This is a genomic window from Pseudofrankia coriaricola, from assembly GCF_032027725.1.
Classification (GTDB): domain Bacteria; phylum Actinomycetota; class Actinomycetes; order Frankiales; family Frankiaceae; genus Pseudofrankia.
Genome location: NZ_JASNFO010000032.1, coordinates 107,788 through 126,662, shown reverse-complemented (window position 1 = coordinate 126,662; position 18,875 = coordinate 107,788). Strand labels below are relative to the sequence as shown.

Sequence of the window (18,875 nt, the reverse complement as noted above, 5' to 3'; positions counted from 1 at the left end):
AATCCGGCAGGGACCCTGCTCCCAACGTGGTTCTGGGGCCGAAGCATATGACGGTGGTCGGTCTGGGCCCGAGGCTGGCGAGGTTGCTGAGTTGGCACAGCGCTGGGGCGCTGTCACCATCAGTGGCCGGGTTGGCGGGGTGCCGTCACCAGATGCGGCGCAGGCGAGGAGCGCTGTGAGGGTCGTAGGCGTGAAGGCGCGATGACGCCGTCGGCGGCGGCGGTCACGGGTCGTGTCCCCGCCGCCGGGACGTTGCGGCCGCCGGTCCGGCGCAGCCCACAGAAGATCGGGCATGTGCTGGCGGCCGACCTGCGCCGCCAGATCCTGCGCGGAACGCTGGCCGCCGACGCGCGGCTGCCGCCCGAGACCGAGCTCATGGCGGCCTTCGGCGTCTCCCGCGACACGCTGCGCGAGGCGCTGCGGATTCTCGAGGCCCAGTCGCTGCTCGACGTCCGCAGGGGCCGCGGCGGCGGGGCCGTCGTGCGCCGCCCCGGCCTCACCTCGGCGGCGAGCTACGTCGCCCTCCTGCTGCAGCTGCGCGGTACCACGCTGGAGCACCTGGAGGAGGCCCGCTCGGTGCTCGAGCCGCCCGCGGCGGGGCAGCTCGTCCTGCGCCCCGGCGACGACGCGCTCGACCACCTCGCCACCCTGCACGACAACGAGCGCGCCGCGGGCGACCTGCTCGCGTTCGTCACCGCGGTCTCGACCTTCGACCAGGCCGTCACCGACCTCTCCGGGAACCGCTCCATCGCGGTGATCGCCGGCATCCTGCGGGTGATTCACGCCGGTCAGGTGTACACCGCGCTGGACGCCGCCGACCCGAGGTCCTCCGAGCGGATCGGCCGGCGGATCGTCGCCGCGCACGGCGCGTTCCTCGCGGCGGCCCGCCAGCGGGAGGCCGCCGCGGCGAGCCGGGCCTGGAGCGGCTACCTGCTGTCCACCGGCCGGCTGCTGGTTCCCCGTGGCCGCGGCCGGGCGCCGATCGACGTCGTGCCGCTGTGGCGCGCCCACACCGACGGCGCGTCCACTGCCGGGGCGTCCACAGGCGGGACCTCCGCTGGCGGGGCGTTCGCCGGTGCCGCGGCGCCGCCGCGGCGGATGGCCGCCGTCGTCGCCAATGAGATCCGGGCCCGCATCGCCGAGGGCCGCCTCGCCGACGGCGACCGGCTGCCTTCACTCGCGGGTCTCGCCGCCGAGTTCGGCATCTCCCGGCCGACGCTGCGCGAGGCGCTGCGGATCCTGGAGATGGAGTCGCTACTGACGCTGCGGGCCGGCGATCGCGCCGGCGCCCAGGTTCACCACCCGTCCACGCTGGTCGCCGCCCAGCTCGCGGGCACGGTGCTCGAAGCCCGCCAGGTCACCCTCGCCGACTACTTCCACGCCGTCCGCCTCATCGAGCCCGCGATGATGGAGCTCGCGGCCACCCGGATCGACGACAGGTCGCTCGCGGCGCTGCGGGCGCTCGTGGCGGAGATGGCGACCGCGGCCGATGACGTCTCCCGCTTCTCCGACGCGTGGCGGCGCGCCGCCGCCGTCGTCTTCGGCACGACGGGCAACCCTGCCCTCGCCGTCGTCGCCGAGATCCTCCAGTGGGTGCGCCTGGGTACGAGGCCGGCGGTCAACGCACCGGCCGACGACTCGTGGGCCGCCGCCGCCACCAGCTGCCTCGTCCCGCTGTTCGCCGAGCTGGTCGACGCCTTGGCCGCCCGAGACCCCGGCCGGGCCCGCGGGTGCTGGGCGGCCCTCCTCGACGTCAACGTCCCCTTCGCCGAGTCCCACGACTACGCCCACCGCCTCATGGTCGACGTCATTGATGAGCCCGTCGGCGTCGTCCGGCCGGTGACTCCTACGGAACCGCCTTCTCGCCCGCGCCCGCCGCGGCGGATTCGAGCTGGGTGAGGTGTCGCTCGATGAGCGCGAGGGTCTCCGAGTGGCCGGTGGTAACGCCGAGAATGTCCTCCGAGATGAGGATCCGGGCGATGCCGACGACGACGAGGGCGACCACCGTCGGCGGGACGTCGTCGATGTTGACGCCGGCGTCGGCGAGAAGGCCGGTGAGGGCCTTCACCTGGAGCGCGCGGAAGCGTTCCGCGTAGTCGGCGATCTCGGTGCGGATGGCCTTGCGGTGGTTTGCCAGCGCCTGGAACTCCGACAGCAGGACGGTGCCCACCGGCTCGCTGGAGAGCTCCCAGAGCGCACGTAGCGGCTTTTCCGAGGCAAGCGCCTGCTCGTAGCGTCTCAGATTTACCTCGGCGCCTTTCTGGAAGAGCGCCAGGAAAAGGTCGTCCATCGTGCGGAAGTAGTAATGCACGAGCGCGGGCTTGACGCCGGCCTTCGCCGCGACCCGCCGCGAGGTCGCCGCGGCGTAGCCTTCCTCGATCATGATCTGGGCGGTGACGTCGAGCAGCGCGGCCCTGGTCTTCGAGTCCGGCGCGCCCATCCGGCGGGGAGTGGTCACGGCGCGGCGCTCCGTACCGCCGGCCGCGGCGCACGTGCCGCGGCCCGTGCTGGCGCCTGTGCCCCTACCAGCCCGGACGCCGTACCCCTTGACGTGTGAGGCGATGGGAAGGTAGGCATGCGCCCAGCATAACGATTGGGCGAGCGCTCAGCACCTGGCTCGCCCATGGGCCCCGCGCCCGCCGCCAACGCACCGCCAGCACGCCGCGACGCGAGGAGCCAGATCCATGACCGAGACGGCCACGGCCCCAACCCCGCCGACCCGCTACACGGGCAGCCGGGTGCCGCGGGTCGAGGACGGCCGGCTGCTCACCGGGCACGGGACCTTCGTCGACGACATCCAGCGGCCCGGAATGCTGCACGCCTGTTTTGTGCGCAGCCCGTTCGCCCGTGCGCTGATCAACGAGATCGACGCGTCGGCCGCGCTCGCGCTTCCCGGGGTGCACGCCGTTTTCACGGCCGCCGACCTGAACCCGGATGTGCACGAGCAGTGGTACTCCTCCTACGGCCCGAAGGTACCGGACACGCCGCGCCCGCCGCTGGCCTCGGGCGAGGTCCGGTTCGTCGGTGACCCGGTCGCGCTGGTGGTAGCCGAAAACCGCTACATAGCCGAGGACGCGGTCGAGCTGGTCGAGGTCGACTACGAGCCGTTAACCGCCTTGGCCGACTATCGCGATGCCCAGACCTCGGGCATCCTCGTCCACCCGAAATACCCGAACAACGTCGCCGGCGGCCTTGCCGGCCCGCCGCCGCAGGTCGTCGAGGCGGCCTTCGCCTCGGCCGCGCACACCGCCGACGAGACCTTCTACCAGCAGGCCTACGCCCCCGTCCCCATGGAGACCCGGGGCATGGTCGTCGAATGGTCCGCCGACACCGACGAGCTGACGATCTGGGCGGCGACGCAGACCCCGCACGAGGTGCGCGCCTTCGGCGCCCGGTTGCTGGGGCTCGAGCCTGAGCGCGTCCGCGTCCTCATGCGCGACACCGGCGGCGGCTTCGGCCAGAAGGTCGTGCCGATGCGCGAGGACATGTGCGTCATGCTCGCCGCGCGCAAGGTCCCGGCCGCCCTCAAGTGGATCGAGGACCGGCGGGAGAACCTGATGGCCGCGGGCCAGGCCCGCCACGAGCACGGCCACGCCAGGATCGCCTTCGCCGCCGACGGCACGATCCTCGCCGCCGGCATCGAGCACACCCAGGACATCGGCGCCTACCCGACGCCATGGCCGGTCGGCGCCGCCGCCGCCGTGGGACTGCTGTTCCCCGGCCCGTACAAGGTGCCGCTCGCGACCTGGTCGACGACGTCGATCTTCTCGAACACCGCCGGGCGCCACGCCTACCGCGGGCCGTGGCAGTTCGAGTCGGTCGCCCGCGAGCTGCTGCTCGACATCGCCGCCCGCGACATGGGCCTCGACCCGGTGGAGCTGCGCCGCCGCAACATGATCAGCCGCGACGAGCTACCCTACCCGAACCCGGCCGGCATGCCTCCGTACGACCACTCGTCGCCGCTGGAGACCTTCGAGCTCGCGCTGAAGATGCTCGACTACGACGCGTTCCGCGCCGAGCAGGCCGCCGCCCGCGCGGCCGGGCGCTACCTGGGGGTCGGCACCTCCACCTACATCGAGCCGACGGCCACCGGCCAGGAGTACTACGCCTGCGAGGGCGCGGTGCTCCGGGTCGCCCCCGACGGCCGAGTGACGGTCATCGTCAACGGCGGCTCGTCGGGCAACAGCCTGGAGACGACCGTCATCCAGCTGACCGCCGACGCGCTCGGCGTCCCCTTCGACAACGTTGACACCATCCAGGGCGACACGGCGGTGACGCCGTTCGGTTCCGGCACCGCCGGCAGCCGCAGCGGCTCGGCGACGGCCGGCGCCGTCGGCGAGGCGGCCGCGGCCCTGCGGGCGAAGCTCGCCGAGCTCGCCTCCCCGCGCCTGGGCGTGCCCCCCGAGGACATCGAGGTCGCCGACGGGCGGGCCCAGGTGCGCGGGTCGGGGCAGTCGTCGGGGCAGTCGTCGGGGCAGTCACTGACCTACGCGGACCTCGCGGGGCCGGACGGGGTCGAGGCCAGCGCCACCTACACCGCGAAGGCCCCGATGCTGTGGTCGAACGCGACCCACGTCTGCACCTGCGAGGTCGACGTCGTCATGGGCAAGGTGACCCTGCTGCGCTACATCGTCGGCGAGGACGTCGGCCCGATGATCAATCCGAACATCGTCGAGGGGCAGATCGCCGGCGGCACGGTCCAGGGCATCGGCGGCGCGCTGCTCGAGCACATGGTCTACGACGAGGACGGCAACCCGCTGGCCAGCACGTTCGTCGACTACCTGCTGCCGACGACGACCGAGGTGCCGCACATCGAGTACGGCCACATGGAGACGCCGGCGCCCGGGCCGGGCGGCCACAAGGGCGCCGGTGAGGGCGGGGCGATCGGCGCGCCGCCGGCCGTCATCAACGCCGTCGCCGACGCGCTGTCGCCGTTCGGCGTGAAGATCACAAATTTGCCGGCGAGCCCGGCCGCACTTGTTGCTCTACTGACCGAGGCGGGGCACTGATGGAGCTGGTGAACGAATTCCGGGTCGCGCTGCCGGTCGAGGCCGCCTGGGCGCTGCTGACCGACCCGGAGCGGATCGCGCCCTGCATGCCGGGCGCTCAGCTGTTGTCGGTCGACGGCGTGGACTTCCACGGCGCCGTCAAGGTCAAGGTCGGCCCGATCGTCGCCCAGTACAAGGGAAAGGCCACCTTCCGGGAGAAGAACGCCGAGACCCACCGCGCCGTCATCAAGGCCGACGGTAAGGAGTCCCGCGGCCAGGGCAACGCGAGCGCCGTCGTCACCATGGGGCTCACCCCCGACGGCGACGGCACCGCCGTCCACCTCGTCACCGACCTCACCATCTCCGGCAAGGCCGCGCAGTTCGGCCGCGGCGTGCTGGCCGACGTCAGCGGGAAGCTGGTCACCCAGTTCGTCCGCAACCTGGAGGCCGACGTGGTGGCGGCCGGCGCGGCGGACCCGGCCGCCGCCGGTCCCGCGGAGCCTGCCAGCCCCGTCAGCCCCGTCAGCCCCACAGGCCCCGCCGCCTCGGCCGGCCCCGCGGTTTCGGCCAGCCCCGCCGAAGCATCGGGGCCGGCTGGGGCGGACGGCTCCGCCGGTCCCGCCAACCACTCCGTCGCCTCGCCGGCCGCCGGCAGCGAGGCGACGACGCCGGCCCAGACCGTCGCGTCGGCGACCGCGCCGGCACCGGCAGGGCTGGCCGCCGCCCCGCTGCCGGCGGCCGGCGCCGGCGCGACCGCGCCAGCACCCGCACCACCGGACGCGCCCGCGGCGGGATTGGCCGCACCGGCACCGGCACCGACACCGACACCGACACCGGCACCGGCACCGGCAGCGAAGGCGCCGGCCGCACCGGTGCGGACCGCCGAGGCCGAGCCAGTGAGCCTGCTCGGCGTGGTCGCCTGGCCGCTGGCCAGGCGGGCGCTGCCGGTGCTCGTCGGCGCGGCCGTCGTCGGGCTGGTCATCTGGCTGATCGTGCGCAACGCCTGACCGTGCCCAGGGCCGCGGGGCGAGTGCGGCTCCGCCACCATCGCGCGCCCCGCGGCCCTGCACCACAACCCATCCTTGGGAGTCCTCATGACCCAGTCCACGCGGCTGGCCCGGTCCACGCGGCGGGCTGGATGAAGCCCGCGCGGTTCGAATACCACCGTCCCGGCAGCGTGGACGAGGCGGCGGCGCTGCTCGCCGAGCTGGGGGACGAGGCCAAGGTTCTCGCCGGCGGCCAGAGCCTGGTACCGATGCTGTCGCTGCGCCTGGCCTACTTCGACCATCTGATCGACGTGTCCCGGCTGGACGGTCTGCGCGGCCTCACGGTCGACAGCGCGAGCCTCCGCTTGGGCGCCGGCGTGACCGAGGCCGCTGTCGGGGCGGACGTGGGCGTTGCCCGCGCGGTACCGCTGCTCGCGCGTGCAACGCCCCTGATTGGACACTTCCAGATCCGCAACCGGGGCACCCTCGGCGGCTCGATCGCGCACGCCGACCCGGCGGCCGAGTACCCGGCCGTCGCGCTCGCGCTCGACGCCGAGCTGGAGGCCTTCTCAGCCTCGGCCGGCCGGCGGGTCATCCCCGCCGCCGAGTTCTTCACCGGCCTGTGGAGCACGGCGCTGGAGCCGGACGAGCTGCTCGTCGGGGTTCGCTTCCCGGTGTGGACGGGCCGGTGCGGGTTCGCGGTCGAGGAGTTCGCCCGCCGGGCCGGCGACTTCGCGATCGCCGGCGTGGTCGTCGCCCTCGAGCTGGACGGCGACGACCGGGTCGCCCGCGCCGCGATCGGGATGCTGGGCCTCGGCTCGACGCCGCTGCGCGCGCCGGCGGCGGAGGCGGCCGCCGTCGGCCAGCGAGCCGGCGAGCTGGACGGGGCCGAGCTCGGCCGGCTGGCCATGAGCGGCCTGGAGGACATCCCCGCGGACCTGCAGGGTTCGGCGGACTACCGCGTCCGGGTCGGCGCCGAGCTGGTCGCGCGGGCGTGGGCGGCGGCGAGCGCGGAAGCGGCCGGCTCCGACGGGGTTGGCGTCACGGCGGCGAGTGCGGGAGCGATCGATGGCTGAGCTACCGGTCCGGCTGACGGTGAACGGCGAGACGGTCGAGAAGACGGCCGAGCCGCGGATGACGTTGGCTGATTTCCTGCGGGAACGCTGCGGCCTCACGGGCACGCATCTCGGCTGCGAGCACGGCGCCTGCGGCGCCTGCACCCTGCTGGTCGAGGGCGCCGCCGTCCGCTCCTGCCTGATGTTCGCCGTGCAGGCCGACGGCCTGGACGTCACGACCGTCGAGGGCATCGCGGCCCCTGACGGCACGCTCTCCCCGGTCCAGGCCGCGATGCGTGACTGCCACGGCCTGCAGTGCGGCTTCTGCACGCCCGGCTTCGTCATGTCGATCACGGCGCTGCTGCGCGACAACCCGAAGCCGACGGACGAGGAGATCCGCGAGGGCCTGTCCGGCAACTTCTGCCGCTGCACCGGCTACCAGGGCATCCTCGCCGCCGTCCACCAGGCAGCCGAGACGGCCTGACGGCGCTCGGCGGCCCCGCGAGGGGCACCGCCGCGCCAGGACCGCCATCCATATCCAGATCGTGTCGGATGGGCAGGTCCATAGGCAGGCTGAGCTGACACAGTTCGCACCCGATGGTTGGGAGTGCGTCAGCTCAGCCTGCCTATAGACAGGCCCATCCGACACAGTCGGAGCTGCGCGGCGCCGCTGTGGCGCCAGACACCCGCGAGGACCGCGGCGCGCGGCCTATCTGGTGCCTGGATCCGGTCCATCGCGGGCCGCTACGGCCCGCTCAGCCGTGCGGGGATTGACGCTCTCCGTGACCGGCGCGGTGGCGTGCCGGCCAGCGGCGCAGTCGCCGGTACATGGTGGCCAGGAAGCGCCGGAATTCTCGTCGCTGCGCCGCCAGCGGCGTGAGGACATTGGCGCATCCGGTGGGGGTCAACACTCGCGGGATGAGAACGTCCTTCTCAACACCAGAGAGGACTGCTACCATGGCCTCCAGTCCGGGGTACGGAAAGGAACCGCGCGAACATGGCTCACTTCCCGAAGCCAGCTGAGGGCAGCTGGACCCAGCACTATCCCGACCTGAGCACGGCGGATGCCTCGTACGAGGACTCGATCTCGCCCGAGCACTACGAGCTCGAGCGCAAGGCGATCTTCGGCAAGACGTGGCTCAACGTCGGCCGGGTCGAGCAGCTTCCGAAGGTGGGCAGCTACTTCACCAAGGAGATCGACGCCGCTCGCTCCTCGGTGATCATTGTGCGGAACGCCGAAGGCATCCAGGCGTTCCACAACGTCTGCCGCCACCGCGGCAACAAGCTGGTCTGGCAGGACTTTCCGCGTGAGGAGACGTCCGGCACGGCGCGGCAGTTCATCTGCAAGTACCACGCCTGGCGGTACGACCTCGGCGGCGCCTGCACCTTCGTGCAGCAGGAGTCCGAGTTCTTCGACCTCGACAAGGCGAAGTACAGCCTCGCGGACGTGCGCTGCGAGATCTGGCAGGGCTTCATCTTCATCAACTTCGACAAGGACGGCACCCAGTCCCTCGTCGAGTACCTCGGCCCGCTCGCGGCCGGCCTCGAGGGTTACCCCTGGGGCGAGATGACCGCGGTGTACAAGTACAAGTCGGACATCGGCGCCAACTGGAAGCTGTTCATCGACGCGTTCGCGGAGTTCTACCACGCGCCGGTGCTGCACAGCCGCCAGGCAACCGCGGAGGAGTCCCGCAAGCTGCAGCAGTACGGCTTCGAGGCGCTGTCGTACCAGATCGAGGGCCCGCACTCGATGGTCTCCAGCTGGGGCGGCATGTCCCCGCCGAAGGACCCGAGGATGGTCAAGCCGATCGAGCGGGAGCTGCGCACCGGCCTGTTCGGCCCGTGGGACAAGCCGTTCGACATCGAGCTGCCGCCCGCGCTCAACCCGGCCCGGCACAAGGCCTGGGGTGTCGACTCGTTCGTGTTCTTCCCGAACTTCATGATCCTGGTCTGGGAGCCGGGCTGGTACCTCACGTACCACTACTGGCCGACCGCGGTGAACCGCCACACCTTCGAGGCGGCGCTGTACTTCGCGCCGGCGAAGAACGCGACGGACCGGCTGCGCCAGGAGCTGGCGGCGGCGACGTTCAAGGAGTACGGCCTGCAGGACGCCAACACCCTCGAGGCGACCCAGAGCATGCTCGAGTCCCGGGCGGTCAGCGAGTTCCCGCTGAACGACCAGGAGATCCTCCTGCGCCACCTGCACCAGACCGCCCGCGCGTTCTGCGCCGAGTACGTCAAGACCACCCCGGGCGCCAAGCCGTCCCCGGCGCTGGTCTGACCGCCCGGTCGATCGAGAAATCGAGAAGGAGCCACCCGTGGCCAAGCTGCCCGCGGACTTCGCGGACCTGGAGCCGTTCACCGACTGGTGCCTCGCGGCCGAGGACGACCGGTTCGCCAAGCGGTACGGCTCGAACATGGACGAGATGCAGACGTTCTACGACGCGGTCTTCCCCCGCATGCAGGACGCGCTGGCCTATCTCGACAAGTTCGACCTGGACGACCTCCCCGAGGACGCCTACAACCTGCTGCTTCTGTACTACTCGCTGTGCACGATCTCGTTCCCGGTCGAGGCGTGGCGCCAGCCGCGCGTGCCGGACGCGGGCGCCGCACACATCTCGAACGTTCTCGCCCCCGCGGTCTGACCGGTCCTCGACGGACCAGAAGATCCCTCGGGCGGACGGATTCGGGATAACTGCCACCGGCTCCTCGTGGGCCGGCGCGGCCCTGGCCGGGGCCGACGAAGCCATGTTGACCAGCCCCGTTGACATGGCGACGCCGGCACCGGCCGGGTCTGTCTACCTCCCCTACCCCCCGATGACCATGGCTCCTGTCGGCTCGGCTTCGGTCGACGCGGCGACCCGCTCCGCGAAAGACTGGGAGCGTCGCCCACACCGGCAGGCGATCTTGACGTAGGGGACTCACCTGACATGGCTCGAATCGATCCGCTCCCGCTGAAGCAGTGGCCCAAGGAGATGCGGCAGGTGCTGGCCGCGCTCGAGCCACCGGGCGTGCCCGCGAAGCTGTCCCCCGAGGGCCGTTCCAAGGCCCTGAACACCCTGGGTGTCTACGCGTACCACACGACGCTGGCGCAGGCGTTCTTCACCTTCAACGGCCACATCCTGTCGACGAGCACCCTCACGCCGCGCCAGCGCGAGCTGCTGGTGCTGCGGGTCGCCGCGGCCCGCGGGGCGGGCTACGAGTGGCTGCAGCACACCTTCCTCGGGCGGGACGCTGGCCTGTCCGACGAGGAGATCCAGCGGATCGCGCTCGGCCCGGACGCGCCGCTGTGGGACCCGCTGGACGCGGCGCTGCTGCGCGCCGTCGACGAGCTGGTCGACGACGGCAAGATCGGCGACGAGACCTGGGCCGTCCTCGCGGACAAGTTCGAGGTCAAGCAGATCCTGGACGTGATCTTCACGGTCGGCGCGTACGAGACGCTCGCCTACCTGCTGCGTTCCTTCGAGGTCGACATCGACGACGACATGCTGGCGGCCGTCCGCCGCCAGTCGACCACCGCATAGACGGGCGCGCGCCCCGCGCCGCGTTCTGACCAGACGGGAGAGACCATGTCCGTCACCGTCAGCCCGATCAGTCCGGGAATCGGCGTCGAGATCGTGGGCCGTACCGGGCCGGAGCTCGCCACTTCCGAGGTCGCCGCCGAGCTGCGCAAGTACCTCGACGAGCATGGCGTTGTCATCTACCGCGAGGCGCACATCAACGACGCCGACCTGGTGACGCTGTCCCGGATGCTCGGCGAGGTGGTCGTCGCGCCGATGGGCGGGGAGAAGGACCACCCCGAGGTCTCGGCGATCACCCTCGACCCGGCGCAGAGCACCCTCGCGGCCTACCGGGCGGGCACGTTCTTCTGGCACATCGACGGCGCCAACGACCTGGTCCCGCAGAAGGCCACGCTGCTGACCGCGCTCGAGGTCGCCACCGAGGGCGGCGACACCGAGTTCGCCAACCTCTACGCCGCCTATGAGGCGCTCTCCGACGAGGAGAAGGCGCGGTTCGCCGAGCTTCGGGTGGTGCACAGCTTCGCGGCGACGCAACGGCTGGCCCAGCCGGACGCGTCGCCGAAGATGCGCGCCTCGTGGGACAAGGTGCGCTCCGGGGAACACCCGCTGGTGTGGACCCGGCGCAGCGGGCGCAAGTCGCTGCTCGTCGGCGCCACCGCCGACCACGTCGTCGGCCTGGCCGAGGACGAGAGCCGCGCCCTGCTCGACCGGCTGCTCGACTGGGCGACCCAGCCCGACTTCTCGCTGCGCCACCACTGGCACCGCGGCGACCTGGTCATCTGGGACAACACCGGAATCCTGCACCGCGCCCAGCCATACACGGCCGCGTCCCGCCGCCTGATGCACCGAACCACCCTCGTCGGCGAGGAAGCCGTGGCCTGACAGCTCGGCGCAGCAGTCACCGACACAGGCGTCACCGACTGAAGGGAACCACGCGCAGATGACCGCGGCACCCAGCGACAGCCTGGCCGGCAAGGTCGCCATCGTCACCGGCGGCGGATCGGGCATCGGGCGCGGCTGCGCGCTGCGCCTGGCCGCCGACGGTGCCAAGATCGGCGTCTTCGATCTGGACCCCGGCAACGCCAAGGCGGTCGCCGACGAGATCGCCGCCGCTGGCGGCGAGGCGCACCCCGTCACCGTCGATGTGACCAGCCGCGAGCAGATCGACGCCGGCGTCGCGGAGATCAAGTCGCTGTACGGCCCCGCCACGATCCTGGTGACGTCGGCCGGCCGAGAGGGCTTCCGCCGGTTCCTCGACATCACCGCCGACCAGTGGAACGCGCTGGTGAACGTGAACCTCACCGGCACGTTCCACAGCTGCCAGGCCGTGGTCCCCGACATGATCGAGGCGCACTGGGGCCGGATCGTGACCATCTCGTCGTCCAGCGCCCAGGGCGGCCAGCCGCTCATGACGCACTACTCGGCGTCCAAGGGCGGCGTCATCACCTTCACCAAGTCGCTGGCCCTGGAGCTCGGCGAGTTCGGCATCACCGTGAACACGATCCCGCCCGGCTTCATCATCACCCCGATGACCGAGCGGAACGCCGCCAAGGGTCGCCTCGGTCCCGGTGGCCTCGACGCCGTCGTCGCTCGCACCCCGGTGCGCCGCGGCGGCCAGTCCGAGGACATCGCCGCTGCCTGCTCCTTCCTCTGCCGCGACGAGGCCAGCTACGTCACCGGCCAGATCATCGGCGTCAACGGCGGCCGCAACACCACCTCCACCGTCTTCTAACCCGAGGCCGGCGAAATCGTCCGAAGCCGGCTGCTCGCCTCGGCCGGAGCCGGCTTCGGACGAGGTCTGGAAGGTGTGGATGACGCCGGACGGCGTCCCACCTCGACGCATTCCAGGGTGACCACGCGGCGGCCGCGTTCCGGCCGGACGGCAGAGTCCTCGCGCTGTCCAATGCGCGCCAGGTGGTCCGGCGCCAGCCCGGCTCGCGCCGTTATGCGGCAACGACAATCTTGCCGTTGGCGTGATGTTGCAGCATGTGCGTGACGGCGCTCGCCGCCTGGTCGAGTGGGTAGATCTTGTCGATGACCACCCTGATCTTGCCGGATTCGAGGAGCTGGAGGAGTGCGTCGAGATTTTCGTGATTCACGGCAGGGGTCACCAGTCTTACATTGATGGAACCCAATCCCCGCAGAACTGCCCGCGCCGTCCTGGGCAGGCCAGCGAGCAGGCCGCCGGTGTACCCGATGCTGTTCGGGATGAGAACTCCTCCGGGTGCCAGCAGGCGCGCGAGTGCTTTCGACGGATGGTTCAGCACATTGTCGAGGATGACGTCGAATAGCTGTTGGCTCTGGGTGACGTCCTCGGTCGTGTAGTCGATGAGGTGGTCTGCCCCAAGCGACCGGACCAGTTCGACGTTGCGGGAACCGCATACGCCGGTTACGTTCGCGCCCAACACCTTGGCTATCTGGACCGCCATGGTTCCGACGCCGCCCGAGGCGCCGTTGATCAGAACGCGCGTGCCAGCACCGACCTGTGCCATGTCTCGGATGGCGACCAGGGCGGCGAGCCCGGTCGTGACCGACGCCGCGGCGTCGGTGAACGCGAGTCCGGCTGGTTTCCTGACGAGTTGGGCCGCTGGCGCGACCACATACTCGGCAAAGGCGCCGGCCCGCGCTCTGGTGGAGCCGACCACCTCGTCTCCGGGTGACAGGTCGGTGACTCGCGGGCCGACGGTCTCCACCACGCCAGCGACGTCGCTGCCTCGGATCGGGCGCTTCGGTCGGCGTAGTCCGGCACTCAGGCGGAGGATGTATGGCACTCCAGTGACGGCGGCCCAGTCCGGTGTGTTGACGCTGGTGGCCCGCATCCGTATCAGGACGTCGTCAGCGCCGATCGACGGCACAGGGATCTCCTGGAGCCGCATCACCCGCTCCGGCACCCCATAGCCCTCCTGAACGACGGCGCGCATGGTCGGTGAATCGGCATGCATGGTAGAGCTTCTCCCGCTGGACGGAGCTCGTCGGAAGGCGGTGCTCGCGTCTTGATCCATACCGCGTCCTCCCAGGTCAAGGTGGTGGTAGACTCGCCCGTGCTTACGGCGTAAGGATAGGGCTTACGGTGTAAGGGTAGGGCTTACCGTGCAAGGCAGTCAAGGGGGGTCTCTTGGGGACGCGAGCCAGGGCTGTAGGGGGGAAGGTGACGTGAGGATCTCCGCGCTGGGCGGGACGGGCCCCGAACGCCGCCCTCAGCTGACGAGGGAGCGGGTCATGGCGGCCGCCATCGAGCTCGCCGACAGGGACGGCGTTGACGCCATCAGCATGCGTAAGCTCGCGCAGCATCTGGGCATCGAGGCGATGTCCCTCTACACGCACGTACGCAACAAGAGCGACCTTCTGAGCGGCATGACCGAAGCCGTGATCAGTCAGATTCCTATCAGCATCGATGATGCCGACTGGAAGACCTCGCTGCGCCAGATGGCGCTTGCCGCCCGCAGCATAATTCTGCGTCATCCGTGGGTGCCCACCACGGTGGAGATGCAGGCGGCGCCCGGGCCCGCCATGTTGACATATGCCAACGCGGTGATCGGCATCCTCCGTGAAGGTGGCTTCTCGGTCGCGCAGGCGCATCACGCCCTGCATATCCTTGGTAGTCGCGTTCTCGGGTTCACGAGGGATCTCTTCGACGACTCCGGTGATCTTGATCCTGAGACGGCCGCCGGTCTCGCCAGGGAACTCGGCGCGAGCCACCCCTACGCGGTGGAGATGGCGCTCGCGGTGACCCACGGCGGCGCGCTCGGCCGGTGCGATGACGACGCCGAATTCGAATTCGCGCTCGACTTCATCCTCGACGGCCTTGCCCGACTCCAGAGCTCCTGATGCCGACACCGCTCACAGGCCAGTCGGGTCTCGTCTGGGGACCGCTCCAGGTTGTCCCTCAGCCCGCTGACGCGATCCCGCCTCAGGGTCTGCGTGGAGACGACGTGTGCCTGGTAGCCGTTGATCGCGCGGCCGAGGAGCCGTTGGGGAGCCCGGCGCCGATCGGACTCGGCTTGGAGGGCGTGGTACTGATCGATCCATCCGAACCGCGACGCGAGCTGAGGTGTGGTGACGGTCATCCACGTCGCCTTCGTGGTCTCGGCGAGGTACTCAGCAGCGCGGCGATGCCGACCGGGCGGCGGCCGAGGTGGTTGGACAGCCGGCCGAGCAGCAGTAGCGACAGCGCCGTCATCGCGAAGTAGATGACGGTGGTGAGCGCCAGGCCCGAGTTCGAGATGCCGTCCTCGAGCCGATAGGTGCTGTACAGCGGGATCGGCGTACCCGACGCGAGGAACGTCAGGATCAACGTGGCCGAGCCCACGACGAACGCGGCCTTGGGCGGAAGGCGACGTTGTCCGTACAAGGAGTGGGCAGCCATGGAACCCATCCGAACAGCCCAAACACCCCGCAGGCCCCGCCCACCGCCTGACCTAACACGCGAGCCCCACCCCACACCTCGTTGAACTGCGTCACGCCGGCCGCGACGGTCGCCCGCTCGATGGGTCTCACCGCGGCGTCGCACCGCGGGCGCCGGAGACGTCCCCGATGTGGTCGCGTCGCTGGTCATGGGGTCCTGTGAACGGGTATGACTGGCGCGTGTTCGACTGGGATCGTGAGCAGCTGTGGCGGCTACGCGCGCCCGGCGTCGACGTGGCCGCGGCGCTGGCCGGGCGGCCGATCGCGGCCGTCGCCGAGCACGTCGGGCAGCTGCTGCTCGACGTGATCGCTGGCGCCGGGGCCGGGGCCGGGGCCGCCAGGATCGGCGGCAAGGAGGCCGACGTGCTGGCCGAGCAGGCACGGCGATGCGTGGCCGAGCTGTGGGGGCGGGGCTGGGAGGGCGACGACGTGCTGGCCCGTGAGCTGGCCGACGTGCTCGGGGAGCCTTGGCCGCCGGAGACGGCGGCCGACGCGCCGATGAGCAGCGTCCCGGACCTGCCACGGTGGCCGCTGACACCGATTCCGGTGCATCTGGCGGACCTGGCCGAGTTCCTGGACGGTGACCCACGCCAGGGGCGCGGCGTCATCGACCTGGAAACCGGGTTCATATGGCCGCCTGGAAGCCTGGAGTTCGACCCGCCGCCGGAGCTGAACGAGCTCCGCGACGACTTTGACCCGGAAAGGTGGTTGGCCTTTTCTCCGGAGAGCGGCGAAGGCTACCGGGACATGCTCGACTTCGCCGACACGGTGGACGCGCGCTGGCGGGAGCGGCTACTGCGGGCCCTCGACGGGCGCGGCCCGTTCCGGCGTTTCCGGGACGCGCTCGCGGACGCGCCGAACGGCTACCGGTCACGCTGGGAGGTCTTCGGCACGGAACGCGCACTCGGCCGCGCCCGCGTCTTCCTCGCCGACAACGGCTACCGCGCGACGGGCCACGGCTGGACACCGGCGGTCTGATGCGCGGAGTGTGACCACCTGGCGACCGGACTGGCTCGCCCGACCGGTGACGATGTCGCTCAGCTCGCCGATGTCGACGCCGATCTCTGGCGGGTCGGCGCTGGCAGCCCATGCCGGAACGCGCACCGCAATCTCTCCCGCGAGGTCAGGCGGGCAGGACTGCGAAGCGGACGGGTTCGGACAGGACGGTGGTGGCGGCCGGGAGATCGGACATGCGGCTGGCGAGGGTGGCTTCGGCCAGACGGGGTGGGAGGGCGGTGCTGAACTTCAGGCCGCTGAGCGCTTCGTCGGTGACGAGAGGGAGGCAGATATGGGCGTCGGCATCGGTGGTGGCCGCTCGCCACATGTCGGGGGTGAGGTCGGTGCGTAGCCGCAGGTAGGCGGCGGTGGGGGCCTGGCTGGGGTCGGAGAGGTCGCTGAGGGTGGCTGCGAGGGTGCGGTTCGCGCGTTCACCCGCCCAGGTCCACCAGCGGACGTCGGTGAGGTCCTCCGTTCGGACGATCATCGTTCCGGCGGGGTGGACAACGTCGAGATGGGCGTCGCGGATCGCCGCGAGATGCTCGGTCGCGCGACGGGTCAGCGAGACTGGGGGGTCAGCGCCAAGCAGGACCGCGCGCATTGCCCTGGTCATCGGGAACGACAGGGCCCCGGCCGTTGAGGTGAGCCAGCGGGCACGGCCGCCGCCGTCGGCGGGTTCGACGAAGCAGCGGCGGCGTTTCCAGTCGATGTGGGTGACCCGCCAGCTCCGACCGGCGAGCAGCAGCAGGCGCGGGCCCTCGACCGGGTCGGTGAGCAGGACCGGGTCGGTCCGGCCGATCTCGTCGCGGCCGGAGAGGACCGTGAACTCGGGGGCGGCGGTGAACACGGCGGTCAGCTCGGAGAAGTGCCGATGGCCGAACTTCCGCTCGGCTTCGGGGCCGACGAACAGCATGCCGCCGTCGGAGTCGAGGTAGCCCATCCGGACGAGGTGGCGCACGATCGGCTCGGCGGACCGGTCGAACGGGGCGACGCCGTTCCATTCTTCGGCCCAGAGCTGGTCGCCGACGCGGTTCTCCTGCAGGCAGTAGGCCAGCACCTGCTGGGCGATTATGTGGCGCGGCTCCGGCGGGGGGACGACTGGCTCGACCCAGCCGCGGCCCCAGAGCAGCAGCAGGCCGGCCGCCTGCACCAACGCGGACTCGGACAGCGCGAGGAACAGGCAGTTGCGGATGGTGCCGGCGCGCCGGCCGGTGCGGCCGAGGCGCTGCAGGAACGAGGCGACGGTCGCCGGGGCGTTGATCTGGACGACGCGGTCCAGGTCGCCGACGTCGATGCCGAGCTCGAGCGTGCTCGTCGAGACGATGACGCAGTCGCGCGCCTGAGCGAAGGCTTCCTCGGACCGGCGCCGCTCGTCGACGGACAGCGACGCATGCGAGAGGAACGTCGTCACGCCGAGGGAGCGCAGTGCCTGGCCGAGCTCCTCGACGGTCTTCTTCGAGTCGCAGAAGACCAGCCGCTTCTCGCCTTGGTGCAGCAAAGCGAGCACCTTCGCCGCGTTCGCGACCGACCCGACGTAGTCCAGCTCGATCTCGCCCGGCGGCGGGGCGGGCGGCAGAGCCGGCGAATAGATCATGGGACGGGCGCTACCGGCCACGACCGCCCGTGCGTCATGCGCGGGCAGGCTGGCGTTGATGGCCTTGACGGCGGGCCCAGTCAACTGCCCGGTCGACGACACAGCCGTCGGCGCGGCGGCCAGGTCCGGGGCGACGACCTCCGCGCGGCGGCGGCCGGCGCCGGAGCCCTGCAACCAGTGCAGCAGCTCGGCCGGGTTGCCGACTGTCGCTGACAGGCCGATGACCTGAAGCTCCGGCCCGGCCTGTCCGTGCCCGGCGGGCATCGTCGGTCCGACACCCTCGGGCCGCGCGTCGCCTGCGATGATCTCCGCGTTCCGCGGAACGCGCCGGTCGTCGGCGGACGAGGGAGGGCTGGACGGGAGAGAGCCGGTGGCGTTCGCGGCCTGGTCGCGGGCGATGATGCGGCGCAGGCGTTCCAGGACGGCGAGCAGGTGCCAGCCGCGGTCGTCGCCGGCGAAGGCGTGTACCTCGTCGACGATCACGGTCCGCACGCCCGCGAAGAAGTCCTGATGGTCGGTGCGGACGCTGATGAGCATCGCCTCGAGTGACTCAGGTGTGGTCAGCAGGACGTCGGGCCGTTCTCGGCGGATCCGGTCCCGGCGGCTGGTCGTCACGTCGCCGTGCCAGACGGCGGCGCGCCGACCGAGCCAGCCGGTGTAGGCCTCCAGCCGAGGTGCCAGATTGTTGAGCAGCGCCTTCAGCGGACACAGGTACAGGACCGAGGTTCCCTGCCAGTTCTCCGCCGCCATCCGCGACAGCACGGGGAAGACCGTGGCCTCGGTCTTTCCGCCAGCTGTCGGGGCGAGCAGCAGTGCGTCCGCCCCGGCGAGCAGCGGCTCGACGGCTGCTTGCTGCAACGGCCGCAGCCCTGGCCACTGCAGCGTGTTGACGATGTGGTGCAGCACTACCGGATGCAGCAGCTCCGCCGCATCCGCCGGGCCGCTCTGGCCGGATTCGGGCTCGGGCTCGACGGTCACCTGAGACCCAGATCCAGGCCCGCGACGGGGAGGGTGCAATCTCTCAGGTCCTCGACGATGCCGAAGGCCGTTGGGCAGCCGTGCCGCGGGTCCCGCCGGCGCGTTGAGCTAGCTCCATCGCTCATCCGGACCTCCCCGACGCCAGGTGGACTCGGCCTGTAGGGCACGGTACTGGTCGATCTACCCGAACCGTGATAGTGGGCTTGGTGGTGGCGCCGTCCGGCGGCACGCTCGGACCGGAACACGGGTGTGGGGACCGAGTGCTCCGGGTGCGCGGCGCCTCCGGAGTGCTGGTCGGCACGATTTTGGTGCGCACCTCGTCGGCGTCCCGCCAGACTCACGCCTGCGCCTGC

16 protein-coding genes are annotated in these 18,875 nt (G+C 71.2%); 12 read left to right on the top strand and 4 right to left on the bottom strand.

Annotated elements, in window-relative coordinates; all coding sequences use genetic code 11:
* Positions 1 to 201 precede the first annotated feature (201 nt).
* Entirely contained in the window at positions 202 to 1,899 is a 1,698-nt protein-coding gene (locus QOZ89_RS18095) for a FadR/GntR family transcriptional regulator (protein WP_071050962.1), read from the top strand.
* Here the strand turns inward: QOZ89_RS18095 and QOZ89_RS18090 are convergent.
* The gene (locus QOZ89_RS18090; protein ID WP_071050961.1) at positions 1,847 to 2,458 is read right to left on the bottom strand and encodes a TetR/AcrR family transcriptional regulator; all 612 of its coding nucleotides are present in this window, start codon (positions 2,456 to 2,458) and stop codon (positions 1,847 to 1,849) included. The two genes, QOZ89_RS18095 and QOZ89_RS18090, sit on opposite strands and share 53 nt — an antisense overlap.
* Positions 2,459 to 2,684: 226 nt before the next feature.
* Here QOZ89_RS18090 and QOZ89_RS18085 point away from each other — a divergent pair, with 226 nt between their 5' ends.
* The 9 genes from QOZ89_RS18085 (at position 2,685) to QOZ89_RS18045 (ending at position 12,282) form a co-directional block, all read left to right on the top strand.
* Positions 2,685 to 5,009, top strand: a complete 2,325-nt coding sequence (locus tag QOZ89_RS18085; protein ID WP_312624300.1) for a xanthine dehydrogenase family protein molybdopterin-binding subunit — start codon at positions 2,685 to 2,687, stop codon at positions 5,007 to 5,009.
* Positions 5,009 to 5,995 carry an SRPBCC family protein gene (locus tag QOZ89_RS18080; protein WP_312624299.1) on the top strand — a complete coding sequence of 329 codons (987 nt, stop codon included), beginning with the start codon at positions 5,009 to 5,011 and terminating at the stop codon, positions 5,993 to 5,995. Before QOZ89_RS18085 ends, QOZ89_RS18080 begins: the two co-directional genes overlap by 1 nt.
* Positions 5,996 to 6,126: 131 nt before the next feature.
* Positions 6,127 to 7,050 carry an FAD binding domain-containing protein gene (locus QOZ89_RS18075; protein WP_312624298.1) on the top strand — a complete coding sequence of 308 codons (924 nt, stop codon included), beginning with the start codon at positions 6,127 to 6,129 and terminating at the stop codon, positions 7,048 to 7,050.
* Positions 7,043 to 7,513 carry a (2Fe-2S)-binding protein gene (locus QOZ89_RS18070; RefSeq protein ID WP_071050957.1) on the top strand — a complete coding sequence of 157 codons (471 nt, stop codon included), beginning with the start codon at positions 7,043 to 7,045 and terminating at the stop codon, positions 7,511 to 7,513. Before QOZ89_RS18075 ends, QOZ89_RS18070 begins: the two co-directional genes overlap by 8 nt.
* 513 nt (positions 7,514 to 8,026) lie before the next feature.
* Positions 8,027 to 9,310 carry an aromatic ring-hydroxylating oxygenase subunit alpha gene (locus QOZ89_RS18065; RefSeq protein ID WP_071050956.1) on the top strand — a complete coding sequence of 428 codons (1,284 nt, stop codon included), beginning with the start codon at positions 8,027 to 8,029 and terminating at the stop codon, positions 9,308 to 9,310.
* 37 nt (positions 9,311 to 9,347) lie between these two features.
* Entirely contained in the window at positions 9,348 to 9,674 is a 327-nt protein-coding gene (locus QOZ89_RS18060; protein WP_083419193.1) for a hypothetical protein, read from the top strand.
* A 285-nt stretch (positions 9,675 to 9,959) separates the two neighbouring features.
* Complete coding sequence (locus tag QOZ89_RS18055) at positions 9,960 to 10,553, top strand: carboxymuconolactone decarboxylase family protein (protein WP_071050954.1); 594 nt, start codon at positions 9,960 to 9,962, stop codon at positions 10,551 to 10,553.
* A gap of 45 nt (positions 10,554 to 10,598) precedes the next feature.
* Positions 10,599 to 11,432, top strand: a complete 834-nt coding sequence (locus QOZ89_RS18050; protein ID WP_312624297.1) for a TauD/TfdA dioxygenase family protein — start codon at positions 10,599 to 10,601, stop codon at positions 11,430 to 11,432.
* A 58-nt stretch (positions 11,433 to 11,490) separates the two neighbouring features.
* Complete coding sequence (locus tag QOZ89_RS18045; protein WP_312624296.1) at positions 11,491 to 12,282, top strand: SDR family NAD(P)-dependent oxidoreductase; 792 nt, start codon at positions 11,491 to 11,493, stop codon at positions 12,280 to 12,282.
* Between the two features lie 211 nt (positions 12,283 to 12,493).
* On the opposite strand, the gene QOZ89_RS18040 is transcribed toward QOZ89_RS18045, so the two are convergent.
* Positions 12,494 to 13,426, bottom strand: a complete 933-nt coding sequence (locus QOZ89_RS18040) for an NAD(P)-dependent alcohol dehydrogenase (RefSeq protein WP_312624327.1) — start codon at positions 13,424 to 13,426, stop codon at positions 12,494 to 12,496.
* A 343-nt stretch (positions 13,427 to 13,769) separates the two neighbouring features.
* Between QOZ89_RS18040 and QOZ89_RS18035 the strand changes: the two genes are divergently transcribed.
* The gene (locus QOZ89_RS18035; protein ID WP_312624295.1) at positions 13,770 to 14,378 is read left to right on the top strand and encodes a TetR/AcrR family transcriptional regulator C-terminal domain-containing protein; all 609 of its coding nucleotides are present in this window, start codon (positions 13,770 to 13,772) and stop codon (positions 14,376 to 14,378) included.
* 235 nt (positions 14,379 to 14,613) lie between these two features.
* Here the strand turns inward: QOZ89_RS18035 and QOZ89_RS18030 are convergent, their stop codons facing one another.
* Positions 14,614 to 14,916, bottom strand: a complete 303-nt coding sequence (locus tag QOZ89_RS18030) for a hypothetical protein (RefSeq protein WP_312624294.1) — start codon at positions 14,914 to 14,916, stop codon at positions 14,614 to 14,616.
* Between the two features lie 218 nt (positions 14,917 to 15,134).
* Here QOZ89_RS18030 and QOZ89_RS18025 point away from each other — a divergent pair, with 218 nt between their 5' ends.
* Positions 15,135 to 15,932 carry a hypothetical protein gene (locus tag QOZ89_RS18025; RefSeq protein WP_312624293.1) on the top strand — a complete coding sequence of 266 codons (798 nt, stop codon included), beginning with the start codon at positions 15,135 to 15,137 and terminating at the stop codon, positions 15,930 to 15,932.
* Positions 15,933 to 16,077: 145 nt separating this feature from the next.
* On the opposite strand, the gene QOZ89_RS18020 is transcribed toward QOZ89_RS18025, so the two are convergent.
* Complete coding sequence (locus QOZ89_RS18020) at positions 16,078 to 18,522, bottom strand: DEAD/DEAH box helicase (protein WP_312624292.1); 2,445 nt, start codon at positions 18,520 to 18,522, stop codon at positions 16,078 to 16,080.
* Positions 18,523 to 18,875 lie beyond the last annotated feature (353 nt).